The organism is Citrobacter sp. VF227 (assembly GCF_052950715.1).
Genome location: NZ_JBRFVF010000008.1, coordinates 108,357 through 127,166 on the forward strand (window position 1 = coordinate 108,357; position 18,810 = coordinate 127,166).

19 protein-coding genes are annotated in these 18,810 nt (G+C 52.4%); 14 read left to right on the top strand and 5 right to left on the bottom strand.

Features of this window, described 5'->3' with window-relative positions; genetic code table 11:
- The first annotated feature begins 64 nt into the window (after window positions 1-64).
- The 3 genes from uhpT (at window position 65) to nepI (ending at window position 3,401) form a co-directional block, all read left to right on the top strand.
- A complete protein-coding gene (gene uhpT, locus ACU8YC_RS20340; RefSeq protein ID WP_003023929.1) occupies window positions 65-1,456 on the top strand; it encodes a hexose-6-phosphate:phosphate antiporter in 1,392 nt (463 codons plus the stop codon).
- A gap of 125 nt (window positions 1,457-1,581) precedes the next feature.
- Window positions 1,582-2,034: a DUF1198 family protein gene (locus ACU8YC_RS20345; RefSeq protein ID WP_151217091.1), complete on the top strand. Its 453-nt coding sequence runs from the start codon at window positions 1,582-1,584 to the stop codon at window positions 2,032-2,034.
- 173 nt (window positions 2,035-2,207) lie between these two features.
- Complete coding sequence (nepI, locus tag ACU8YC_RS20350; RefSeq protein ID WP_252838592.1) at window positions 2,208-3,401, top strand: purine ribonucleoside efflux pump NepI; 1,194 nt, start codon at window positions 2,208-2,210, stop codon at window positions 3,399-3,401.
- Between the two features lie 45 nt (window positions 3,402-3,446).
- Here nepI and ACU8YC_RS20355 read toward each other — a convergent pair whose 3' ends face one another.
- Both ACU8YC_RS20355 and ACU8YC_RS20360 read right to left on the bottom strand, forming a co-directional pair.
- Window positions 3,447-4,829 carry a glycoside hydrolase family 1 protein gene (locus tag ACU8YC_RS20355; RefSeq protein ID WP_446895681.1) on the bottom strand — a complete coding sequence of 461 codons (1,383 nt, stop codon included), beginning with the start codon at window positions 4,827-4,829 and terminating at the stop codon, window positions 3,447-3,449.
- Between the two features lie 92 nt (window positions 4,830-4,921).
- Window positions 4,922-5,215: a YicS family protein gene (locus ACU8YC_RS20360; RefSeq protein WP_210904077.1), complete on the bottom strand. Its 294-nt coding sequence runs from the start codon at window positions 5,213-5,215 to the stop codon at window positions 4,922-4,924.
- Window positions 5,216-5,345: 130 nt separating this feature from the next.
- On the opposite strand from ACU8YC_RS20360, the gene ACU8YC_RS20365 reads away from it, so the two are divergent.
- The 9 genes from ACU8YC_RS20365 (at window position 5,346) to nlpA (ending at window position 14,177) form a co-directional block, all read left to right on the top strand.
- The gene (locus tag ACU8YC_RS20365) at window positions 5,346-5,762 is read left to right on the top strand and encodes a GNAT family N-acetyltransferase (RefSeq protein ID WP_003840667.1); all 417 of its coding nucleotides are present in this window, start codon (window positions 5,346-5,348) and stop codon (window positions 5,760-5,762) included.
- A 90-nt stretch (window positions 5,763-5,852) separates the two neighbouring features.
- Window positions 5,853-8,651, top strand: coding sequence for a transcriptional regulator DagR (dagR, locus tag ACU8YC_RS20370; RefSeq protein ID WP_446895682.1), 2,799 nt, complete (start codon window positions 5,853-5,855; stop codon window positions 8,649-8,651).
- A gap of 120 nt (window positions 8,652-8,771) precedes the next feature.
- On the top strand, window positions 8,772-9,197 hold the full coding sequence (locus tag ACU8YC_RS20375) for a PTS sugar transporter subunit IIA (RefSeq protein WP_151217087.1): 426 nt from the start codon (window positions 8,772-8,774) through the stop codon (window positions 9,195-9,197).
- 12 nt (window positions 9,198-9,209) lie between these two features.
- Entirely contained in the window at window positions 9,210-9,695 is a 486-nt protein-coding gene (locus ACU8YC_RS20380) for a PTS system mannose/fructose/N-acetylgalactosamine-transporter subunit IIB (protein WP_003023959.1), read from the top strand.
- 25 nt (window positions 9,696-9,720) lie between these two features.
- Complete coding sequence (locus ACU8YC_RS20385) at window positions 9,721-10,470, top strand: PTS mannose/fructose/sorbose/N-acetylgalactosamine transporter subunit IIC (RefSeq protein ID WP_003023960.1); 750 nt, start codon at window positions 9,721-9,723, stop codon at window positions 10,468-10,470.
- Window positions 10,467-11,327 (top strand): PTS system mannose/fructose/sorbose family transporter subunit IID, encoded by an 861-nt coding sequence (locus ACU8YC_RS20390; protein ID WP_005121522.1) that lies wholly within the window; start codon window positions 10,467-10,469, stop codon window positions 11,325-11,327. The genes ACU8YC_RS20385 and ACU8YC_RS20390 overlap by 4 nt, the downstream gene beginning before the upstream one ends.
- Before the next feature lie 3 nt (window positions 11,328-11,330).
- Window positions 11,331-12,440, top strand: a complete 1,110-nt coding sequence (dgaE, locus tag ACU8YC_RS20395; protein ID WP_151224025.1) for a D-glucosaminate-6-phosphate ammonia lyase — start codon at window positions 11,331-11,333, stop codon at window positions 12,438-12,440.
- The gene (dagF, locus tag ACU8YC_RS20400; protein WP_278238216.1) at window positions 12,427-13,170 is read left to right on the top strand and encodes a 2-dehydro-3-deoxy-phosphogluconate aldolase; all 744 of its coding nucleotides are present in this window, start codon (window positions 12,427-12,429) and stop codon (window positions 13,168-13,170) included. Before dgaE ends, dagF begins: the two co-directional genes overlap by 14 nt.
- Before the next feature lie 188 nt (window positions 13,171-13,358).
- The gene (gene nlpA / locus ACU8YC_RS20405; protein WP_278238215.1) at window positions 13,359-14,177 is read left to right on the top strand and encodes a lipoprotein NlpA; all 819 of its coding nucleotides are present in this window, start codon (window positions 13,359-13,361) and stop codon (window positions 14,175-14,177) included.
- 28 nt (window positions 14,178-14,205) lie between these two features.
- On the opposite strand, the gene ACU8YC_RS20410 is transcribed toward nlpA, so the two are convergent.
- From ACU8YC_RS20410 to ACU8YC_RS20420, 3 genes are all read right to left on the bottom strand, one after another.
- On the bottom strand, window positions 14,206-15,108 hold the full coding sequence (locus ACU8YC_RS20410) for a carboxylate/amino acid/amine transporter (RefSeq protein ID WP_187253902.1): 903 nt from the start codon (window positions 15,106-15,108) through the stop codon (window positions 14,206-14,208).
- A gap of 121 nt (window positions 15,109-15,229) precedes the next feature.
- Window positions 15,230-15,535 carry a putative quinol monooxygenase gene (locus tag ACU8YC_RS20415; protein ID WP_151217080.1) on the bottom strand — a complete coding sequence of 102 codons (306 nt, stop codon included), beginning with the start codon at window positions 15,533-15,535 and terminating at the stop codon, window positions 15,230-15,232.
- Between the two features lies 1 nt (window position 15,536).
- Window positions 15,537-16,544: a zinc-binding alcohol dehydrogenase family protein gene (locus ACU8YC_RS20420; protein WP_187253901.1), complete on the bottom strand. Its 1,008-nt coding sequence runs from the start codon at window positions 16,542-16,544 to the stop codon at window positions 15,537-15,539.
- Between the two features lie 110 nt (window positions 16,545-16,654).
- Here ACU8YC_RS20420 and ACU8YC_RS20425 point away from each other — a divergent pair, with 110 nt between their 5' ends.
- On the top strand, window positions 16,655-17,569 hold the full coding sequence (locus ACU8YC_RS20425) for a LysR substrate-binding domain-containing protein (RefSeq protein ID WP_446895683.1): 915 nt from the start codon (window positions 16,655-16,657) through the stop codon (window positions 17,567-17,569).
- 350 nt (window positions 17,570-17,919) lie between these two features.
- Window positions 17,920-18,756 (top strand): helix-turn-helix domain-containing protein, encoded by an 837-nt coding sequence (locus ACU8YC_RS20430; protein ID WP_151224020.1) that lies wholly within the window; start codon window positions 17,920-17,922, stop codon window positions 18,754-18,756.
- Window positions 18,757-18,810: the final 54 nt, after the last annotated feature.

The window sequence follows — 18,810 nt, forward strand, 5'->3', positions numbered from 1 at the left end:
TCTCCCGACTGATTTTTACAATGCCTGCCATTCGCAGGTATAAAAATTAGCTCGGGAGTGTCAAATGCTGGCCTTTCTAAACCAGGTACGCAAGCCGACCCTGGATCTGCCGCTCGATGTGCGGCGCAAAATGTGGTTCAAACCGTTCATGCAGTCTTATCTGGTGGTTTTCATCGGCTACCTGACCATGTACCTGATCCGCAAAAACTTCAACATCGCGCAGAACGACATGATCTCCACCTACGGGCTGAGCATGACGCAACTGGGGATGATTGGCCTGGGCTTCTCCATCACCTACGGCGTGGGTAAAACGCTGGTTTCCTACTACGCGGACGGTAAAAACACCAAGCAGTTCCTGCCGTTTATGCTGATCCTCTCCGCCATCTGTATGCTCGGCTTCAGCGCCAGCATGGGCGCGGGTTCGACCAGCCTGTTTCTGATGATCGCCTTTTACGCGCTGAGCGGCTTCTTCCAGAGTACCGGCGGCTCGTGTAGCTATTCCACCATCACCAAATGGACGCCGCGTCGTAAGCGTGGATCGTATCTCGGTATGTGGAACATCTCCCACAACCTCGGCGGTGCGGGCGCGGCGGGCGTGGCGCTGTTTGGCGCCAACTATCTGTTCGACGGCCATGTCATTGGGATGTTTATCTTCCCGTCGATTATCGCCCTGATTGTCGGTTTTATCGGCCTGCGCTACGGCAGCGACTCCCCGGAATCTTACGGCCTCGGCAAAGCGGAAGAGCTGTTCGGTGAAGAGATCAGCGAAGAGGACAAAGAGACCGAAGAAAACGAAATGACCAAATGGCAGATCTTTGTTGAGTACGTGCTGAAAAACAAAGTGATTTGGTTGTTATGTTTCTCGAACATCTTCCTGTACGTGGTGCGTATCGGTATTGACCAGTGGTCCACCGTCTACGCTTTCCAGGAGCTGAAGCTCTCCAAAGAAGTGGCGATTCAGGGCTTTACTCTGTTTGAAGTCGGCGCGCTGGTCGGCACGCTGCTGTGGGGCTGGCTCTCTGATCTGGCGAACGGTCGTCGTGCCCTGGTGGCCTGTGTAGCGCTGGCATTAATCATCGCCACGTTAGGCGTTTATCAGCATGCCAGCAATCAGTATGTCTATCTGGCGTCGCTGTTTGCGCTGGGCTTCCTGGTGTTTGGTCCACAGCTGTTAATCGGCGTGGCGGCAGTCGGATTTGTGCCGAAAAAAGCGATCGGCGCAGCCGACGGGATTAAAGGTACTTTCGCCTATCTGATTGGTGACAGCTTCGCCAAGCTGGGCCTGGGGATGATTGCCGACGGTACGCCGATTTTCGGCCTCACCGGCTGGGCAGGAACCTTCGCCGCGCTGGACACCGCCGCCATCGGCTGTATCTGCCTGATGGCCATCGTGGCTGTGTTCGAAGAACGTAAAATTCGTCGCGAGAAAAAGATTCAACAACTGAAAGTCGCTTAAGTTAAGTGTGCATTGGTAACTTTTGCCCGCCTTAATGGCGGGCTTTTTTATGCCGTGGCGTTCATCCATCGACAGCGATAAATTTGCCGTTATGATGGGCATCCTGTCTGGTAATGGATGTGCGCATGATTTGGATAATGCTGACCACCCTGGTGGTTGTTTTTGTGGTGGGATTTCGGGTGCTGACGTCCGGTTCACGACGCGCAATTCGCCGTCTGAGCGAGCGACTGAATATTGATGTCGTGCCGGTAGAATCGATGATCGATCAGATGGGAAAAGTGCAGGGCGAGGCGTTTTTACAGTACCTGCACCGGCCTGACGAATCGCATCTGCAAAATGCTGCCCAGGTGCTGTTGATCTGGCAAATCGTGATTGTCGACAGCAGTGAGCCGAATCTGCTGCAGTGGCACCGTTGGCTGCAAAAAGCTCGGCTGGCTGCGCCGATTACCGACGCGCAAGTGCGTCTGGCGCTCGGATTTCTGCGCGAAATGGAGCCGGATATGCAGGAGCTTAATGCGTTTCAAATGCGCTATAACGCCTTTTTCCAGCCCGAAGATGGCGTGCACTGGCTGCACTGACAGTAATTAATGCCTGATGGCATTACGCTTATCAGGCCGATAAAAGGGCCCTGCCGTAGATGGAATAAGCCACATCGCCATTCAGCCGTGAAAGTTGTTGAAACGTTAAATAGGTCACAAATTTAATGTTACACTGCGTAACTTTTCTACAATAATTCCACGCAGGTAACAAAATGAGTGAAGCTGTTGAACAAAAATCCCGCGCTGAAGTGAATATCCGACCTAACTGGTCGGCGGTATTCGCCGTGGCGTTCTGCGTTGCCTGCCTGATAACCGTTGAGTTTCTGCCCGTTAGCCTGCTAACGCCGATGGCACAGGATCTGGGTATTTCGGAAGGTGTTGCCGGACAATCGGTGACGGTGACGGCATTTGTCGCTATGTTTGCCAGCCTGTTTGTGACGCAAATCATCCAGGCGACCGATCGTCGCTACGTGGTGATCCTGTTTTCGGTGCTGCTGACGCTCTCCTGCCTGCTGGTTTCCTTTGCCAACTCTTTTTCGCTGTTGCTCGTTGGCCGCGCCTGCCTCGGTCTGGCGCTTGGTGGCTTCTGGGCGATGTCGGCGTCGCTGACCATGCGTTTGGTTCCCGCTCGTACGGTGCCGAAAGCGCTGTCGGTTATTTTTGGCGCAGTCTCCATCGCGCTGGTGATTGCCGCCCCGCTGGGAAGTTTTTTGGGCGGCATTATCGGTTGGCGTAATGTGTTTAATGCGGCGGCGGTCATGGGCGTGCTGTGTACGATTTGGGTGGTGAGAGCGCTGCCATCGCTGCCCGGTGAGCCTTCGCACCAAAAACAAAATATGTTCAGTCTGCTGCAGCGCCCGGGGGTGATGGCCGGGATGATTGCCATCTTTATGTCCTTTGCCGGGCAGTTCGCCTTCTTTACCTATATTCGCCCGATCTATATGAATCTGGCGGGCTTTGACGTTGATGGTCTGACGCTGGTGCTGCTCAGTTTCGGTATTGCCAGCTTTGTTGGTACGTCGCTTTCGTCGGTGATTCTGAAGCGCTCGGTCAAACTTGCGTTAGCCGGCGCGCCACTGGTGTTGGCGTTCAGTGCGTTGGTCCTGATCCTGTGGGGCAGCGACAAAGTTGTTGCGGCTGGCATTGCGATTATCTGGGGACTGGCGTTTGCGCTGGTACCGGTAGGCTGGTCGACGTGGATCACGCGCTCACTTGCCGATCAGGCAGAAAAAGCCGGATCCATCCAGGTCGCCGTGATCCAGCTTGCCAATACCTGCGGGGCCGCAGTAGGAGGCTATGCGCTCGATAACCTCGGATTGCTGTCGCCCCTGATGCTTTCCGGCAGCCTGATGCTGCTGACGGCGCTTCTGGTGGCAGCAAAAGTTCGCATAAAGGGTATGCAATAAACTAAGCTCGGTATGCCGGATCGCTATCCGGCATCCTGGTTATTTTTAATTAAAACCCTTGTTTTCGGCGGTATGGGCAAACCATTCGCCGCTTTTCTTCACCGTACGTTTTTGCGTGTCTAAATCTAACTGGACAAAACCGTAGCGGTTTTTATATCCGTTGAGCCAGGACCAGTTATCAATAAAAGTCCACATATGGTAGCCAAGACAATTGCAACCTTCGCTAATGCCTTTATGTAGCCATTTAAGATGCCCGGAAACAAATTCAATGCGGTAGCTATCGTTGATCTGGTCATGCTCAACGAAACGTTGCTCATTTTCCACACCCATACCGTTTTCAGAAATAAAGCAGCGCGGGTTGCCGTAATTATCACGCAGATTAGTAATAATATCGTAAATACCTGGCTCATAAATTTCCCAGCCACGGTAAGGGTTCATTTTACGCCCCGGCATTTCGTAATAATCAAACAGCCACTCTGGCATAAACGGCGCGTTTGGATTAACGGCAGTATCACGACATTTCACGCGGCGCGGCTGATAATAATTGATACCAAGCAGGTCGATTTTCCCCTCGGCGATGAGCTGACAGTCGCCTGGCTGACAGGCTGGTAGCTGATCGTACTCTGCCAGCAGTTCGACCAGATCCGCCGGATATTCCCCTTTTAGTACCGGGTCAAGAAAGCTGCGGTTAAACAGCAGATCCGCATGGTGCGCGGCTTTTACATCCGCCGGGTGCTGCGAGCGTGGATAAGAGGGCGTCAGATTTAGGATCACACCGATTTCACCGCCGTAGTTTCCGGCGCGATACGTTCGCACCGCCTTGGAATGCGCCAGCACAGTGTGATACGCCACGGTGGCCGCGCGTTTGAAATCCACTACGTTAGGGTAATGGAAGTCATACAAATAGCCGCCTTCCACCGGGACAATCGGTTCATTAAAGGTGAACCAGTGTTTAACCCGGTTGCCGAATAATTTAAAACAGGTCTGCGCGTAGCGTCCAAACGCCTCAACCACGTCACGGTTTTCCCAGCCGCCTTTCTCCTGCATCACCATCGGCATGTCGAAGTGAAACAGGGTGATAAACGGTGTAATACCTTGCGCCAACAGCTCGTCGATGACGTTGTTATAGAAATCGACGGCCTCAGGATTAATCTCGCCAGTACCGTCCGGAATCAGGCGTGACCAACTGATTGAGGTGCGGAAGCTGTTATGTTTCAGCTGTTTGAGCAGTGCGATGTCCTGTTTCCAGTGCTGATAAAACGTTGAGGTGTTCGCCGGGCCAACCCCTTGGTGGAAACGCCCAGGCTGACGGTCGAACCACACGTCCCATGTTGTCTGGCTTTTGCCGCCATTCAGGCTATCCCCTTCGGTTTGCAGCGCCGAGCAGGCACTCCCCCACCAAAAGTTATCAGGAAAACGGTATCGCATTATCTTGCTCCTTGATGTATTTCACTTCCCTACACAATAGGCGATTTTGCTACGCAGAAACCGGTTACAGCGCTCGTTTTTCAATACGATAGTTACAAATCCGGGCATTCAACTTTGCCCAACGCTTCCCAGTAGTTGTTCTGGTTATTTCTTTGTATTGCCAGAATAGCCTCGCGGATATGCTGCTGATTACGTGTATCAGACATAATCGTTTTTTCCCACACATCATCGGAGGGTGATCCCTGTGGGGTGCAAATCTTGCGTAAGTCCTTTAATACGGTGTTTTTTTCATGAACGGACTGTAGAGAGCCATAAGCCGAATCGGCCTGCGCAAAACCCGGCAGCGTGAAAAGAATGGCAATAAGCGGTAAAGCGGCTCGTTTCATGATAATAATCCTTGTTGTCGATGCGCATCATCTCAAGAGTAAGTGTAGACGGCATGCGTCTCACTCATCAGCCTGTGTTAATTTTCAAACAAAAAATCAGCCAGAAGTTGTATTTTTTCAGGAGGATAGGATGCAAATACAGATTACAGATACCATTACCGAAGACGATCAAAATGCCCTGCTTGCCGGATTGCGCGCCTACAACCGCCAGTTCCTGCGAACCACCAACTTTGGCGACCTGGCGGTGTACTGGCGCGATGAAAGCAATGAAATTCTGGGCGGGTTGATTGGCAAAATTAAAGGGGAATGGCTGTGTATAGATTTCCTGTGGATGCATGATTCGCTGCGTAAAGGTGGTTACGGCACAAAATTGATGCAGTCTGCCGAACAGACAGCGCGTGAGAGAGGATGCCTGCATGCGCTGGTGGACACGATGAGTTTCCAGGCGCTGCCGTTTTATCAGAAAAACGGTTATCAGCTGCAAATGACCCTCGATAACTTTCCGGAAACCGGCTCTGCGCGGCATTATTTGTCGAAAACGTTTTGATGACCGGAAGGTCTGGACGCCGCCTCACTTTCTTGCGCAGCAGAATAGTGTATGTTCTGAACAATCATTTATTTCTTAAGCGGTAAAGAGATGAGACGGATTGAGATAATACTGGGGGAGCTGGAACGGCTGACGCGAGGACTGAATCTTACCCATCTGGCGCAGGAAACGGCGTTCACAGCAGAGGCTATCGGCTTTAACCTCGGGCTGGCGCGCAACTCGGTCAGTAAAGATCTCAATCAGCTCTGGAACGACGGCCTGGCGATTAAAAGCCGAGGACGCCCGGTATTTTTTCTGCATCGTCAGGCGATTGAAACGCTGCTGGGGCGCAAACTGGATGAGTCTGAGCGCGAAGTGCAAACCGTTGCCGATCTGTTACCTGAACAAGAAAACCTGACGACAGACGATCCCTTTACCGGCCTGATTGGTTACGATCGCAGCCTGCGCGACGCGGTGGAAAAAGGCCGCGCAGCGGTGCTGTATCCCCACGGGCTGCACGTTCTGCTGACCGGTCCCTCCGGCGTCGGCAAAACTTTTTTTGCCGAACTGATGCACCGTTTTGCCTGCGAACGCGCAGTGGGAACGCCACCGCCGCTGGTTTACTTTAACTGTGCGGAATACGCCCACAACCCGGAGCTGCTTTCTTCGCACCTGTTTGGTCATCGACAGGGGGCGTTTACCGGCGCAAACGAAAATAAACCCGGTCTGATCGAGCAGGCCGACGGCGGTTATCTGCTGCTCGACGAAGTGCATCGTCTGCCGTATGAAGGTCAGGAAAAGCTGTTCTCTATTCTCGACAAAGGCGAATACCGGCCGCTGGGTTCAAGCACCGTGGCGCGGTCTATTTCGGTGCGCCTGATTTGCGCCACCACCGAGCCGGTGAGTTCGGCATTGTTGCGTACCTTCCAGCGACGTATCCAGGTGTGTATCGATTTGCCCGGCATCCGCCAGCGTTCGGTGGAAGAGCAGGTAGAGCTGATTGTTGGTTTTTTACAGCGCGAGAGCCGCAAAATCGAGCGTACGGTAAGTATCGACCGCACCTTACTGCTCTGGCTACTGAACAAGCCGCTGGAAGGTAACATTGGTCAACTTAAGAGCGACATTCAGTTTCTCTGCGCCCAGGCCTGGGCCTCAGGGATGACCGAGCACAGCGACACGCTACAGCTGGATAAACGCCTGGCGGAGATTTCATTTAATGCCACGCCGGAACAGCGTTTGCTGGTTGGTGCGCTGTTCGAAGGCAAAGAGCATTTAAGCATCGATGCCCGCACGCTGCCCGCGCTGAAAAATTCACTGGCGACCGGAGCCGAAATAGAAGAGAGCGATCTCTTCTACAGCTTCCTGACCCGGGAATATATTAATCTGCGTAACAGCAACGTACCGCCAGCCGAAACGCTGGCGATCCTCAAAAACAAACTCAGTTCCATTTTTGAATATGGTCTCTACAGCCGTGACAGCGTGGGGCATCCGCCACGCTATGGCGATCAGATAGAAGAGCGCGTCACGCTGCTGATCGGCTGCGTTGAGCAGGTGCTCGGTTTCACGCTGCCGGAGAATCTGATTAACCCGCTGCGTAAACACTTCCTGGCGCTGATTGGCTATGTGCAGCGCGGGCTTATTCCCCAGCTTTATTCTTCCAGCCTGATCCTCGATCGCTGTAAAGATGAATATGACAACGCCACGCTGTTATGCCGGAAAATCAATGAACTGTTGCATATTCAGTGTCCGGCGACGGAAGTGGTCTGGTTGTGCCTGTTCCTCAAAGAGTGTCGCCATTACCGCCAACGGATTGATGCCAGTCCGGACTGCGGGGTGATTTTGATTGCCCACGGCGCGACGACGGCGACAAGCCAGGCGCAGTACGTGAATCGCGTGCTGGAGCGCGAGGTGTTCTGCGCTATCGATATGCCTTTTGAGCAGTCGGTGCATGACACGTTGGAAGCCCTGACGCAGATGATCCAGACCCGACAATATCGCCGATTGATCCTGATGGTAGATATTGGCTCACTGGTGCATTTTGGCAGCACAGTCAGTAAGTTATTCCAGATAGACGTGCTGCTGATGCCCAATATCACGCTCACCAGCCTGCTGGAAATCGGGCTGGATTTAAGCTACGAAACCAGTGATTTAACGCAACTGGCGGCGTTAATGCAAAACAAAGGTATTCCCTGTCAGCTGTGTACTCCGCAGCAAGAAAACGGCGGTAAGGTGCTGGTGATCTCCTGTATTACCGGGATGGGAACGGCGGAAAAAATCAAAAAGGTGCTGGAGGAGAGCTTTGGCGAGCTGATGTCGCAGGACACGCGGATGGTGATCCTCGATTACAACGAAGTCCGTAGTCTGGAACGCGTCCAGCAGTCGCTGCATGCCAGTGAACGTCTGGCGGGTATTGTTGGTACTTTCCAGCCAGGACTGCCGGATATTCCGTTTATCTCGCTTGAGGAGCTATTCTCTGAGCAAGGCCCCGAGCTGGTGCTCAGTTTGCTGACGCCGGATCTCTCCAGCAGCGAACGCCGTGTGGAGATGGAGCGCAGTGCAATGCGCTTTATCAGCGCGTTGACCATGGAAAGCATCATTAATCATATTTCGGTGCTCAACCCGCAGCGTATTCTGAAAGAGATGGAGGGTGTGCTTAACCATCTGACCACCGCCCTTGCGCTGAAACCGAGTCGTCAGGTGACACTGCGCTTCCTGATCCACTGCTGCTGTATGGTCGAGCGTATCGTGATTAACCGTAAACCGTTACAGATGGCGCTGGAGAACAAGCCGGATCTGGATAATCGCGCGTTTAGTGTCATTAAATCTGCTTTCCTGCCGATCGAAGAGGCCTATGCCATTCGGTTATCGGACGCGGAATATTTTTATATCTACGAACTGCTGTATAGCTAATCCGTTTACTGGCGCGGCTCTCTGCCTCGCCAGTTCCCCTCTCTTCCCTGCGTGACACAAATTCTGGCACAACCTTTGCTCTGTTTACCTATGTCTATGTAATCGAGCCAGGAGGCCATTTTGACTACCACTGAATCCTTGCCCCAGATCCTGCTGCTGACCCATGGCGGCTGGGGGCAACAGCTTTGCAACAGCCTGCGCATGGTGATGGGTGAAATCAAAGGCGTGATGGAAATTGCGCTGATGCCCGTTGATACGCTCGGCGAGTTTTACCAGCGTGTTGAAGTCGTGGTGAAAACGATGCCGGAAGGTTCACTGATCCTGACTGATTTTATTGGCGGCACCACTTCTAACGTGGCGGCGCGGCTGAGTGCCGATTACCCGGTAGCAGTGATTTCCGGGCTCAATGCCTCTTTGCTACTGGAGGCGCTCGACAAACGCGAGCATGGCCAGTTGACCCGCTGCGTGGCTGAACTGGTCGAAGCCGGGCGTAGCAGTTGCCTGGACGTTGTTGCCCACGTGCGTCAATTACAACAATCACAATAAGGAATAAACATCATGGCAAACATCGTCTTATGTCGTATCGATAGCCGTCTGATTCATGGACAAGTGGTGACCAAGTGGGTTGGACAATCTCAGGCCAACCGGATTGCGGTGGTCAGCGATGAACTGGATGCCGATCCGTTTATGAAAAACATCTACCTGATGGCCGCGCCGCCGAACATCAAAGTGGATTGCTTCGGTAACCAAAGTTTTGCTGCCGCCTGGAAAGAAAACCAGCTTGGTGACGGCAAAGTGCTGGTGCTGTTCCCCTCTCTGGCGGCTGTTCAGGAAGCGGTCCAGTTAGGCTTTGATGTCACCACTATTCAGGTTGGTGGTCTGGGCGGAGGGCCAAACCGCAAAGCGGTATTCCAGAACATTACGCTGGATGAAAAAGATGTCGGCATTCTGAGCGACCTGAAAAATCGCGGGATTCAGGTGTTCTTCCAGACCATCCCGGAGGATAAGCCGCAGTCGCTGGACGATATCCTGAAAAAATTCTAACTCTTTGATAACAGGGTAACTAATTATGGATACTTTAGTCTTTGCAAGCCTGATGGGGTTGTATTACTGGTTTGCCCGCTTACGCCTTGGCTACACCTTCTCCGCTATGCTGCTGCAACCGGTGGTCATTGCCGTATTCGTTGGCCTGCTGTTAGGCAATATGGAAACGGCGATGATCATTGGCGCAGGTATGCAGCTGGTTTACCTCGGCGTGACCTCCACGCCGGGCGGTAACGTCCCGTCGGATCCGGCGCTGGCCGCCTGTATTTCAATTCCTATCGCCGTGAAGGCCGGAATGGACCCGAACCTGGCTATCGCGCTGGCGATCCCGTTTGGCGTCATCGGCGTGTTTCTCGACCAGCTACGCCGTACGTTAAACGCGGCCTGGGTGCATATGGCCGACAAGCATGCGGAAACGGCCAACATGGCGGGCATTATGCGCTGTGCGTTCCTCTACCCGGCGTTGCTTGGCCTGGTACTACGTTTCCCGGTGGTTTTTGCCGCCAACTATTTTGGTCAGGACGTGGTGGAAAGCTTCCTTAAGCTGATGCCGCACTGGCTGACGCACTCTTTTGAAATTATGGGCGGCATTCTGCCAGCGCTGGGCTTCGCCATCACCATTATGGTGATCGGTAAAAAGAGCTTGCTGCCGTGGTTTATCGGCGGATTCTTCGCGGTGCTGTACCTGAAGGTGGACATCATGGCGATGGCAATCTTTGGAACCTGCGTGGCCTTCCTGATTAAAGGTCTGGCAAAAAATGAAGGAGCAGCATGATGAGCAGCGACGTAATGCAACACGAACTGGTGGAGCGTGCGCGTGAAAGCGGCACGCTGACCAAAGCCGATATCACCAAAGCCTGGTTTATCTACTGGCTGGGCGCGGAAGTTTCCAGCTCCTATGAGCGTTTGCAAAGCCTGATTTTCTGCGCCTCGATGACGCCGATCATCAAAAAGCTTTACCCGCAAAAAGAGGAACAGGTAGAAGCGCTGAAACGCCATCTGAACTTCTTCAACTCAGAGCAGACGTTCGGGGCGGTAATTCAGGGGATCTCCATTGCGATGGAGGAGCAAAAAACGCGCGGTGAGCCGATCAGCGACGCATCCATCACCGGGATAAAAACGGGTTTGATGGGGCCGCTGGCCGGGATGGGAGATTCGATCATCTGGGCCGCCGTGATGCCGCTGTTGATTGCCATTTTCATCCCATTTGCCGCCAATGGCAGCGCGATGGGCGGAATTGTACCGTTAATCCTCTACCCGGCCATTACGTTAGCAATCAGCTACGGTATGGTGCACAAAGGGTACACGCTGGGGCGTGACTCGATTATCGGTCTGCTGCAGGGAGGGCGAATTAAGGAACTGATCTACGGCGCGAACGTGTTGGGCCTGATCATGATGGGCGCGCTGTCGGCAAGCTACGTCAAGATCACCACACCGTTAAAACTCAGTGCCCTGAAAGGCTCTGAAGTGGTGGTCCAGCAAATCCTCGACTCTATTGCCCCCGGCCTGTTGCCGCTGGCGGCGGTGTTCGCTATTTACTTCTATCTGGTGAAGAAAGGGCCGCGTTACACCACGATTTTGCTGTCAATTGTCGCGCTCAGCGTGGTCTGTTCGCTGCTGGGAGTGTTGTAAGCCATGACACAGAATATCTATCAACAACTGGGGCTAAAACAGGTGATTAACGCCTGCGGCAAGATGACGATTCTTGGCGTTTCCAGCGTCGCGCCGGAGGTGATGCAAGCCACCGCGCGGGCAGCTGCGGCCTTTGTTGAAATTGACCGGCTGGTGGACCGTACCGGTCAATTGGTTTCCCGCTACACCGGCGCGGAGGACAGCTATGTTACTTCGTGTGCCTCGGCGGGTATTGCGATTGCCGTTGCCGCTGCCATTACCCGCGGTGATCAGGCGCGAGTCACGTTGATGCCAGATAGCGCAGGTATGGCCAATGAAGTGGTTATGCTGCGTGGACATAACGTGGATTACGGGGCGCCCATCACCAGTGCGATTCGCCTGGGCGGCGGACGCGTGGTGGAGGTTGGCTCAAGTAATCTGGCGGCCCGCTGGCAGCTGGAGAGTGCGATTACCGACAACACCGCCGCGCTACTGTATGTGAAATCTCATCACTGCGTGCAGAAAGGTATGTTAGACATTGCGGACTTCGTGCAGGTTGCGCAGGTTCACAACCTGCCGCTGATTGTTGATGCCGCCGCCGAGGAAGACTTACACGCCTGGGTGGCGAGCGGGGCGGATATGGTGATCTACAGCGGGGCAAAAGCCTTTAACGCGCCGACCTCCGGGTTTATCACCGGAAAGAAACAGTGGATTGCCGCGTGTAAAGCGCAGCACCACGGTATTGCCCGGGCGATGAAGATCGGCAAAGAGAATATGGTCGGGCTGGTGTATGCCCTGGAAAACTATCATCAGGGGCAAACCGTGGTCACCGCTGAAGAACTGCAACCTGTGGCGCAGGCGATTTCAGCGATTCACGGATTGAAGGCGGATATTGAGCAGGACGAAGCCGGGCGCGCCATCTGGCGGGTTCGTATTCAGGTTAATGCACAGGAGTTGGGGCTGGATGCCTACGCCGTAGAAGCACAGCTGCGCGGGGGCGATATCGCGATTTACGCGCGTCGTTATAACCTTCACCAGGGTGTCTTTAGTCTCGACCCGCGTACGGTCGCAGAAGGGGAAATGGTGCTGATCGTGGCGCGATTAAAGGAGATTGCAGAACATGCAGCACATTAATTTTTATCGTAATAAAGTGGCCATTAACGTGCTGGCAAAAGATATCGCCAACGCCCGGGAAATCTATGACGCCGCCGAAGGCCATGCGGCGATCGGCATCCTTTCCGCGCAGTTTGCCTCGGTTGAGGAAGGCGTTGTGGAAGTGAAGCGCTGGATGGCTGAAGTGCCGTCAATTTCCGTAGGGCTGGGGGCGGGCGATCCGGCGCAGTATTACAAAGCGGCAATGATTGCCTCACAGGTCCATCCGGCACACGTCAACCAGACCTTTACCGGTTGTGGTTTTGCGGCAGGCGCGCTGGCTGCAACGGGTGGCGAGCAGACCCACATCAACGCCCTGGTCAGCCCGACCGGAACGCCTGGCGAGGTGCTGATCTCCACCGGCGTCAGCAGCAGTCGGGGTACGCCGGCCCGCGTTTCTTGTGATGCGGCAGTGCGCATGATGCTGGACTCTGGCGCGCATGCGGCGAAGTTCTTCCCGATGGGCGGTGAGAAATCGTTGCCTGAGCTTTACGCGCTGGCGACGACCGCGGCGCGCAACGGCATGACGTTGATTGAGCCGACCGGCGGTATCGATCTGGATAACTTCGGCATTATCCTGCGAACTTGTCTTGAGGCGGGCGTACCGCGGGTCATGCCGCATGTGTACAGCTCGATTATCGACTCGCAAATCGGCAATACCCGGCCTGAAGATGTCGCCAGATTGATGGAGATAGTCAAAACCCTGGTGTGATGTTGCTATCGCCGGATGGCACACAATAAATGCCCGGTAAGCGTTAGGTGCCACCGGGCATTTTTGTACATATGTCTGCTTTATTCTTTTTTCTTCTTGCTGATGCTTTTTCGTTTTTTAAACCGCAGCGGCCTTGCCGCTATAGTCATTTCATTACTCATCAGGCGGTTATTACTAAAGGATAAAACGTGAAGTTGAAGATACCTTATTTCAGGGCTGGGACGGCGGTATTACTGGCAGGATTATTGCTGGCAGGATGCGATCAGCAGAGCAGTGATGCAAAGCATATCAAAGTGGGGGTGATTAACGGCGCAGAGCAGGATGTGGCGGAGGTCGCGAAGAGAGTTGCTAAAGAAAAATATGGCCTGGAGGTGGAGTTAATTGGGTTTAGCGGTTCTTTGCTGCCCAACGATGCCACCAATCAGGGTGAGCTGGATGCCAACGTCTTCCAGCATCGTCCGTTCCTCGAACAAGATAATAAAGCACACGACTATAAGCTGGTTGCGGTGGGCAATACCTTTGTGTTCCCGATGGCCGGTTATTCGAAGAAAATCAAAACCATTGCGGAGCTTAAAGATGGTGCGACGATTGCGATACCTAACGATCCTACTAACCTCGGGCGGGCGCTGTTGCTGCTGCAAAAAGAGAAGTTAATTACGCTGAAAGCAAATACAGGCTTGCTACCCACAGCGCTGGATATTACTGATAATCCGCGACATCTGAAAATTATGGAACTGGAAGGCGCGCAGTTGCCGCGCGTGTTGGACGATCAGAAAGTGGATGTAGCGATTATCAGTACCACCTACATCCAGCAAACCGGACTTTCTCCGGTACATGACAGTGTATTTATCGAAGACAAAAACTCACCGTACGTGAACATCCTGGTGGCGCGAGAAGACAATAAAGATGCCGAGAATGTGAAGGAATTCCTGCAATCTTATCAGTCACCGGAAGTGGCAAAGGCGGCAGAAACTATCTTTAACGGCGGCGCGGTTCCGGGCTGGTAATCGTGACCTGTTGCCGCGCCGATTGGGATTAAACCGCTCTGGCGCGGCGACGTGAGTCCATTGAGATCAGTACTACCGATGAGAGGATCAAAAGTGTGCCCAGCCAGTCAGGCAGGGTAAATGTAATGCCTAACAGCAGCAGGGACAGCAATGCGCTGCTCAAGGGTTCCGCGCAGCTTAAAATGCTCGCCTTCGGCCCACCAATCATCTGCGCGCCTTTCAGGTACAGGCTAAACGTGAGTGACGTGCCGATGACCACCAGATAGAAAAACGCCAGAATTAAACTGCCATTAACCACGAAGTTTGTTCCCTCTCCGGCATAGAACGGGAGCAGGATCAGGCCACCTATCAACATGCTCCAGCCGACGATCGGCAGCGTACCGTAGCGCGCGATAAGCGTAGAGGGGTAAGTGGTGTAGAACGCGGCGGCAAACGCCGAAGCAATTCCCCAGAACAGCGCGGCAGGTGAAATAGACAGCGACGTTGGGTTACCGTGGGTGACCAGTAAGAAGGTGCCAATGAGCGAGGTGAAAATCGCGGTCAACACTAATATTCCCGGTCGTGCTTTGCGAACCACGGAAAACCACGCCACGATAATGGTCGGTGACAAAAATTGCAGTACCGTTGCCGTGGCGGCGTTAGATTTTTCAATAGTCAGCAGGAAGGTGAGTTGTACGGTGAGCGCTCCGGCTACGGAAAAAATCAGCAGACTGATGGCATCTTTGCGGTTTTTGATAATCGAGAAGACTTTATCGCCGTGAACGAAAGAGAGCATCAGCAGAATCAGCCCGGCGAATATCAGGCGCGTCATGGTCAGAAATTGTGACGACATCTGACTTTGCTCCATGATGTACTGCGCACACACGCCCGAACTTCCCCACAATACGGCGGCAATCAGGACGTTCATCATCCCTCTTCTGGTGGAACTCATCTTTCCCTCTGCATGTTGTTTTGTCTTATTTGTGTGCAGGCATCATAGCAGAGATATCGAAGTCAGTAAGACATGACTGGTGCAGCCCCCCTCGCGCAGTAGGGAGGCTTCGGCAGTTATTTTATGGCGCAATCGGCGTCAGATAATCCAGCCGTAGCGGTTCGGCGAGTAGATCGTTCATTTGCAGAATAAATGCCTGGAAATGTGGCAGAGTGATATGTTCATCCAGACTGGCCTGACCGCGCCAGGATTCGCGTACGTAGAATACATCCGGTGTGTCGCGTAACTGGAACAGAGCATATTCAATATTGCCCGGCTCCCGGCGAGTGGGTAACAGCAGGTTCTGCAGCGCTTGTTTCAGTGCGTCGATCTTCCCTGGTTTGGCTTTCAAGACCGCAATAATTGAAATCACTTCTGAATCAGACATGTTAAAACCCCTCCAGCACAATCTTGCCGACCGAACGACCAGTTTCAATTTGCGCATGGGCTTTTTGCAGGTTCGCCGCGTTGATAGCGCCAAAATGCTCGCCCAGCGTAGTGCGGAGGGTGTTGTCGTCGATCAATTGCGCCACACGGGTTAATAGCTGGTGCTGCGCGATGATATCGTGAGTGGTAAACATCGAACGGGTAAACATAAATTCCCAGTGCAGCGAAATACTTTTAGCCTTCAGCGGACGGGCATCGAGGAATTCAGGGTCGTCAATCAGCGCCAGTTTGCCCTGTGGTGCCAGTGCGGCAATAATTTGTTGATAATGCTGCTCGGTATTGTTCAGGCTGGCAACGTGCGTCACTTCCTTAACCCCTATCCGTAACAGCTCATCCGTCAGCGGCTTGCTGTGGTCAATGACATGATGAGCGCCTGCATCACGTACCCATTTCTGGCTTTGCGGACGTGATGCAGTGCCGATGACGGTCATTCTGGTCAGCTTACTGGCCAGTTGCGTCAGGATAGAACCGACGCCGCCAGCTGCGCCAACGATCAGTAACACATCATTTTCATTGCCGTTTTCCTCAACCCCCAGACGGTCAAACAGCATTTCCCAGGCGGTGATCGCAGTCAGCGGCAGCGCCGCCGCAGAAGCGTTATCCAGTGATTGCGGTTTCAGCGCGGTAATACGTTCATCAACCAACTGAAATTCACTGTTACTGCCAGCACGCCCCAGCGCACCGGCGTACCAGACTTCATCGCCCGGTGAGAACAGGGTGACTGCTTCACCGACGGATTTCACCACGCCCACGGCATCCCAGCCCAGAACGCGCGGGATATCAGCGTTAAAACCTTCGCGAACCTTGGTATCAACGGGGTTGACGGAAATGGCCTTCACTTCAACCAGCAGATCGTGCCCGGCGGCAACCGGCACGGGCAGGTCAATCTCTTGTAAAAATTCAATGTTATTGCCGTCGGTCGCGGCGCGGGTAATAGCGATGGCTTTCATAATCTCTCCGGTTCAGAAACCTTATCTCTGTTGAATAATTCGATGGTAAAGCGGCAGCAGAACGGGAAAAATAGCTCCACGGCGACAGGACTTATACTCGGGGAGTGAAAATGTTCCGGCTTGAAGATCTCACGTTGTTTGTCCGCGCCGCGGCGCTGAATAGTTTTAGCGATGCCGCGCGCGAAGTCGGCGTTCAGCCTGCTCAGGTTAGCTCTGCCATCAAGCGCCTGGAGTCGACGTTGGCTATCCGTTTGTTCGCCCGCTCCACGCGCAGCCTGCGCCTCACGCCGGAAGGCGAGGTCTGGCTACCCTATGCCCGCCAGATTCTGGACGTGATGCATGCCGGACTGCAAAAAATACAGACCCCGGAAGATGAAGTTTCGGGCACGCTGCAAATTGCCGTACCTTCCGATCTCGGGCGTAACCTGCTGCTGCCAGTGTTTCAGTCGTTTCGACGCCGCTATCCGGCGCTGCGACTACGGATATTTTTCTCCGACCAGGTGACGGATGTCTTTAAAGATCCCGTCGATGTTGCGTTTCGCTATGGCAACAACGAGGACGCGTCTTACGTTGCACTGCCTGTTGCACCTGGAAACCGACGCGTGCTGGTGGCCTCACCGGAATGGGTGACGCAAAACGGTGCTCCGCAAAGTCCGGGGGACTTGGCGCAGCTTAACGCCATGACCTTCGTATTACGTGGACGCCTGCACGATCGTTGGACGTTTACGCGAAACGGTGAGGTCAGCATCGTGCAGGTTAACGGCACCATTATGAGCGATGATGCGGAAGTGATCCGGCGCCTGGCGATTGCCGGCGAGGGCGTGGCGTACAAGTCGTGGCTGGATGTCAGCGAGGATGTTCGTGACGGTCGATTACAACTGTTGATGCCGGATTATCAGGGAGAGACAGTCCCGCTGAATATGATTTGCCCGCATCGGCAGCAGCTTTCAACGGCGGTCCGTTTGCTGCACGACGCAGTGAAATCACGGTGTGAGGTGCTGAGCATTTCCCGTGGAAGTGTCTAACTGAAGGCGTATTATTTTTTTATCTATACGCATAAATAATAGCTACTCTCTATTTTTAGCATTAAACTGATCGGAACTCCGATCAGTTTATGATAATTACTGTTGATTATAGTAACCTCGATAAATATTATTCTTTTAATTAATGAGGAATTTATAATATGCTGGTTAATAAATTCCCGGTCATTGGTTAAATGAATTGTATATTTATCAAAATAGATTTGACGACATGCTGTTGCTACGATATAAGAAATAATCACTCTACTATATAACTATTTCTTTACCTAATTGTTAAATGGACTGACGATTTTTGTTATTACGGTTTTTATTGTTATTGGGTAGGAGAGGGGACATTGAAGTCAAAGACTATAAATGATGTGTTGTATTATATAGAAGATAATTTTGTTTCGGGCATCGATATTGATGATATTTCACGGTTTTCTGGATATAGTCGAAGGCATATTCAGAGTGTTTTAAAACAACGAATTAATATGCCCGTGGGGCTGTATATTCGTAAGCGACGCGTAACCAAAGCGGCAAACTTGTTACGTCTTACCCATATGGATATTATTGATATTTCAGTGCGGGTAGGATTCGATTCCCAGCAATCTTTCTGTCGTGAATTTAAAAAACTAACAGGTTATACTCCCACAGAATATCGGAAAAATTCCAGTTGGGATCTCGCACCATTACTATCATTTGTACAGCGCTGTGATGTTGTTGTCAGCGAATTACAACTTCGTACCTTGCCTGCTGATACCGTTTACGGATTTCAGTATAACTATGATACACCAATCCCACCCGCCAGTGATTCGCATCTGCATCGGTTAAATTTGATATTTGAGCAACTTACCAGTTCAAAACAAAATGTGTGGGCATTAACCGATTTCTCTTCCAATCCAAACTCAATGATGCGATTGAAAGTAAAGAGTATCATTGGCAATAAAACTCATCATTCGCCAAATATCTATAATCGTTATGACTGTCCTTCGGGGGTTTATGCCTGTTTTTCATTCCGGTTTAAGAAAAAGGACTATCCATTCTATTCAAGATATATTTATTTGAAAATACTGCCAGAGAGTAAATTAAAAAGAAAAACAGGTTATGATATTGAAATATTTAAATATAATCAAGAAGATATTAACAATAAAACAATTACCTGTGAACATTACATTCCCATTGATATGTAATGTAAAAAAGCTCCACTTACGTGGAGCAAAGACTTCGCAGTACGCCTAAATTAG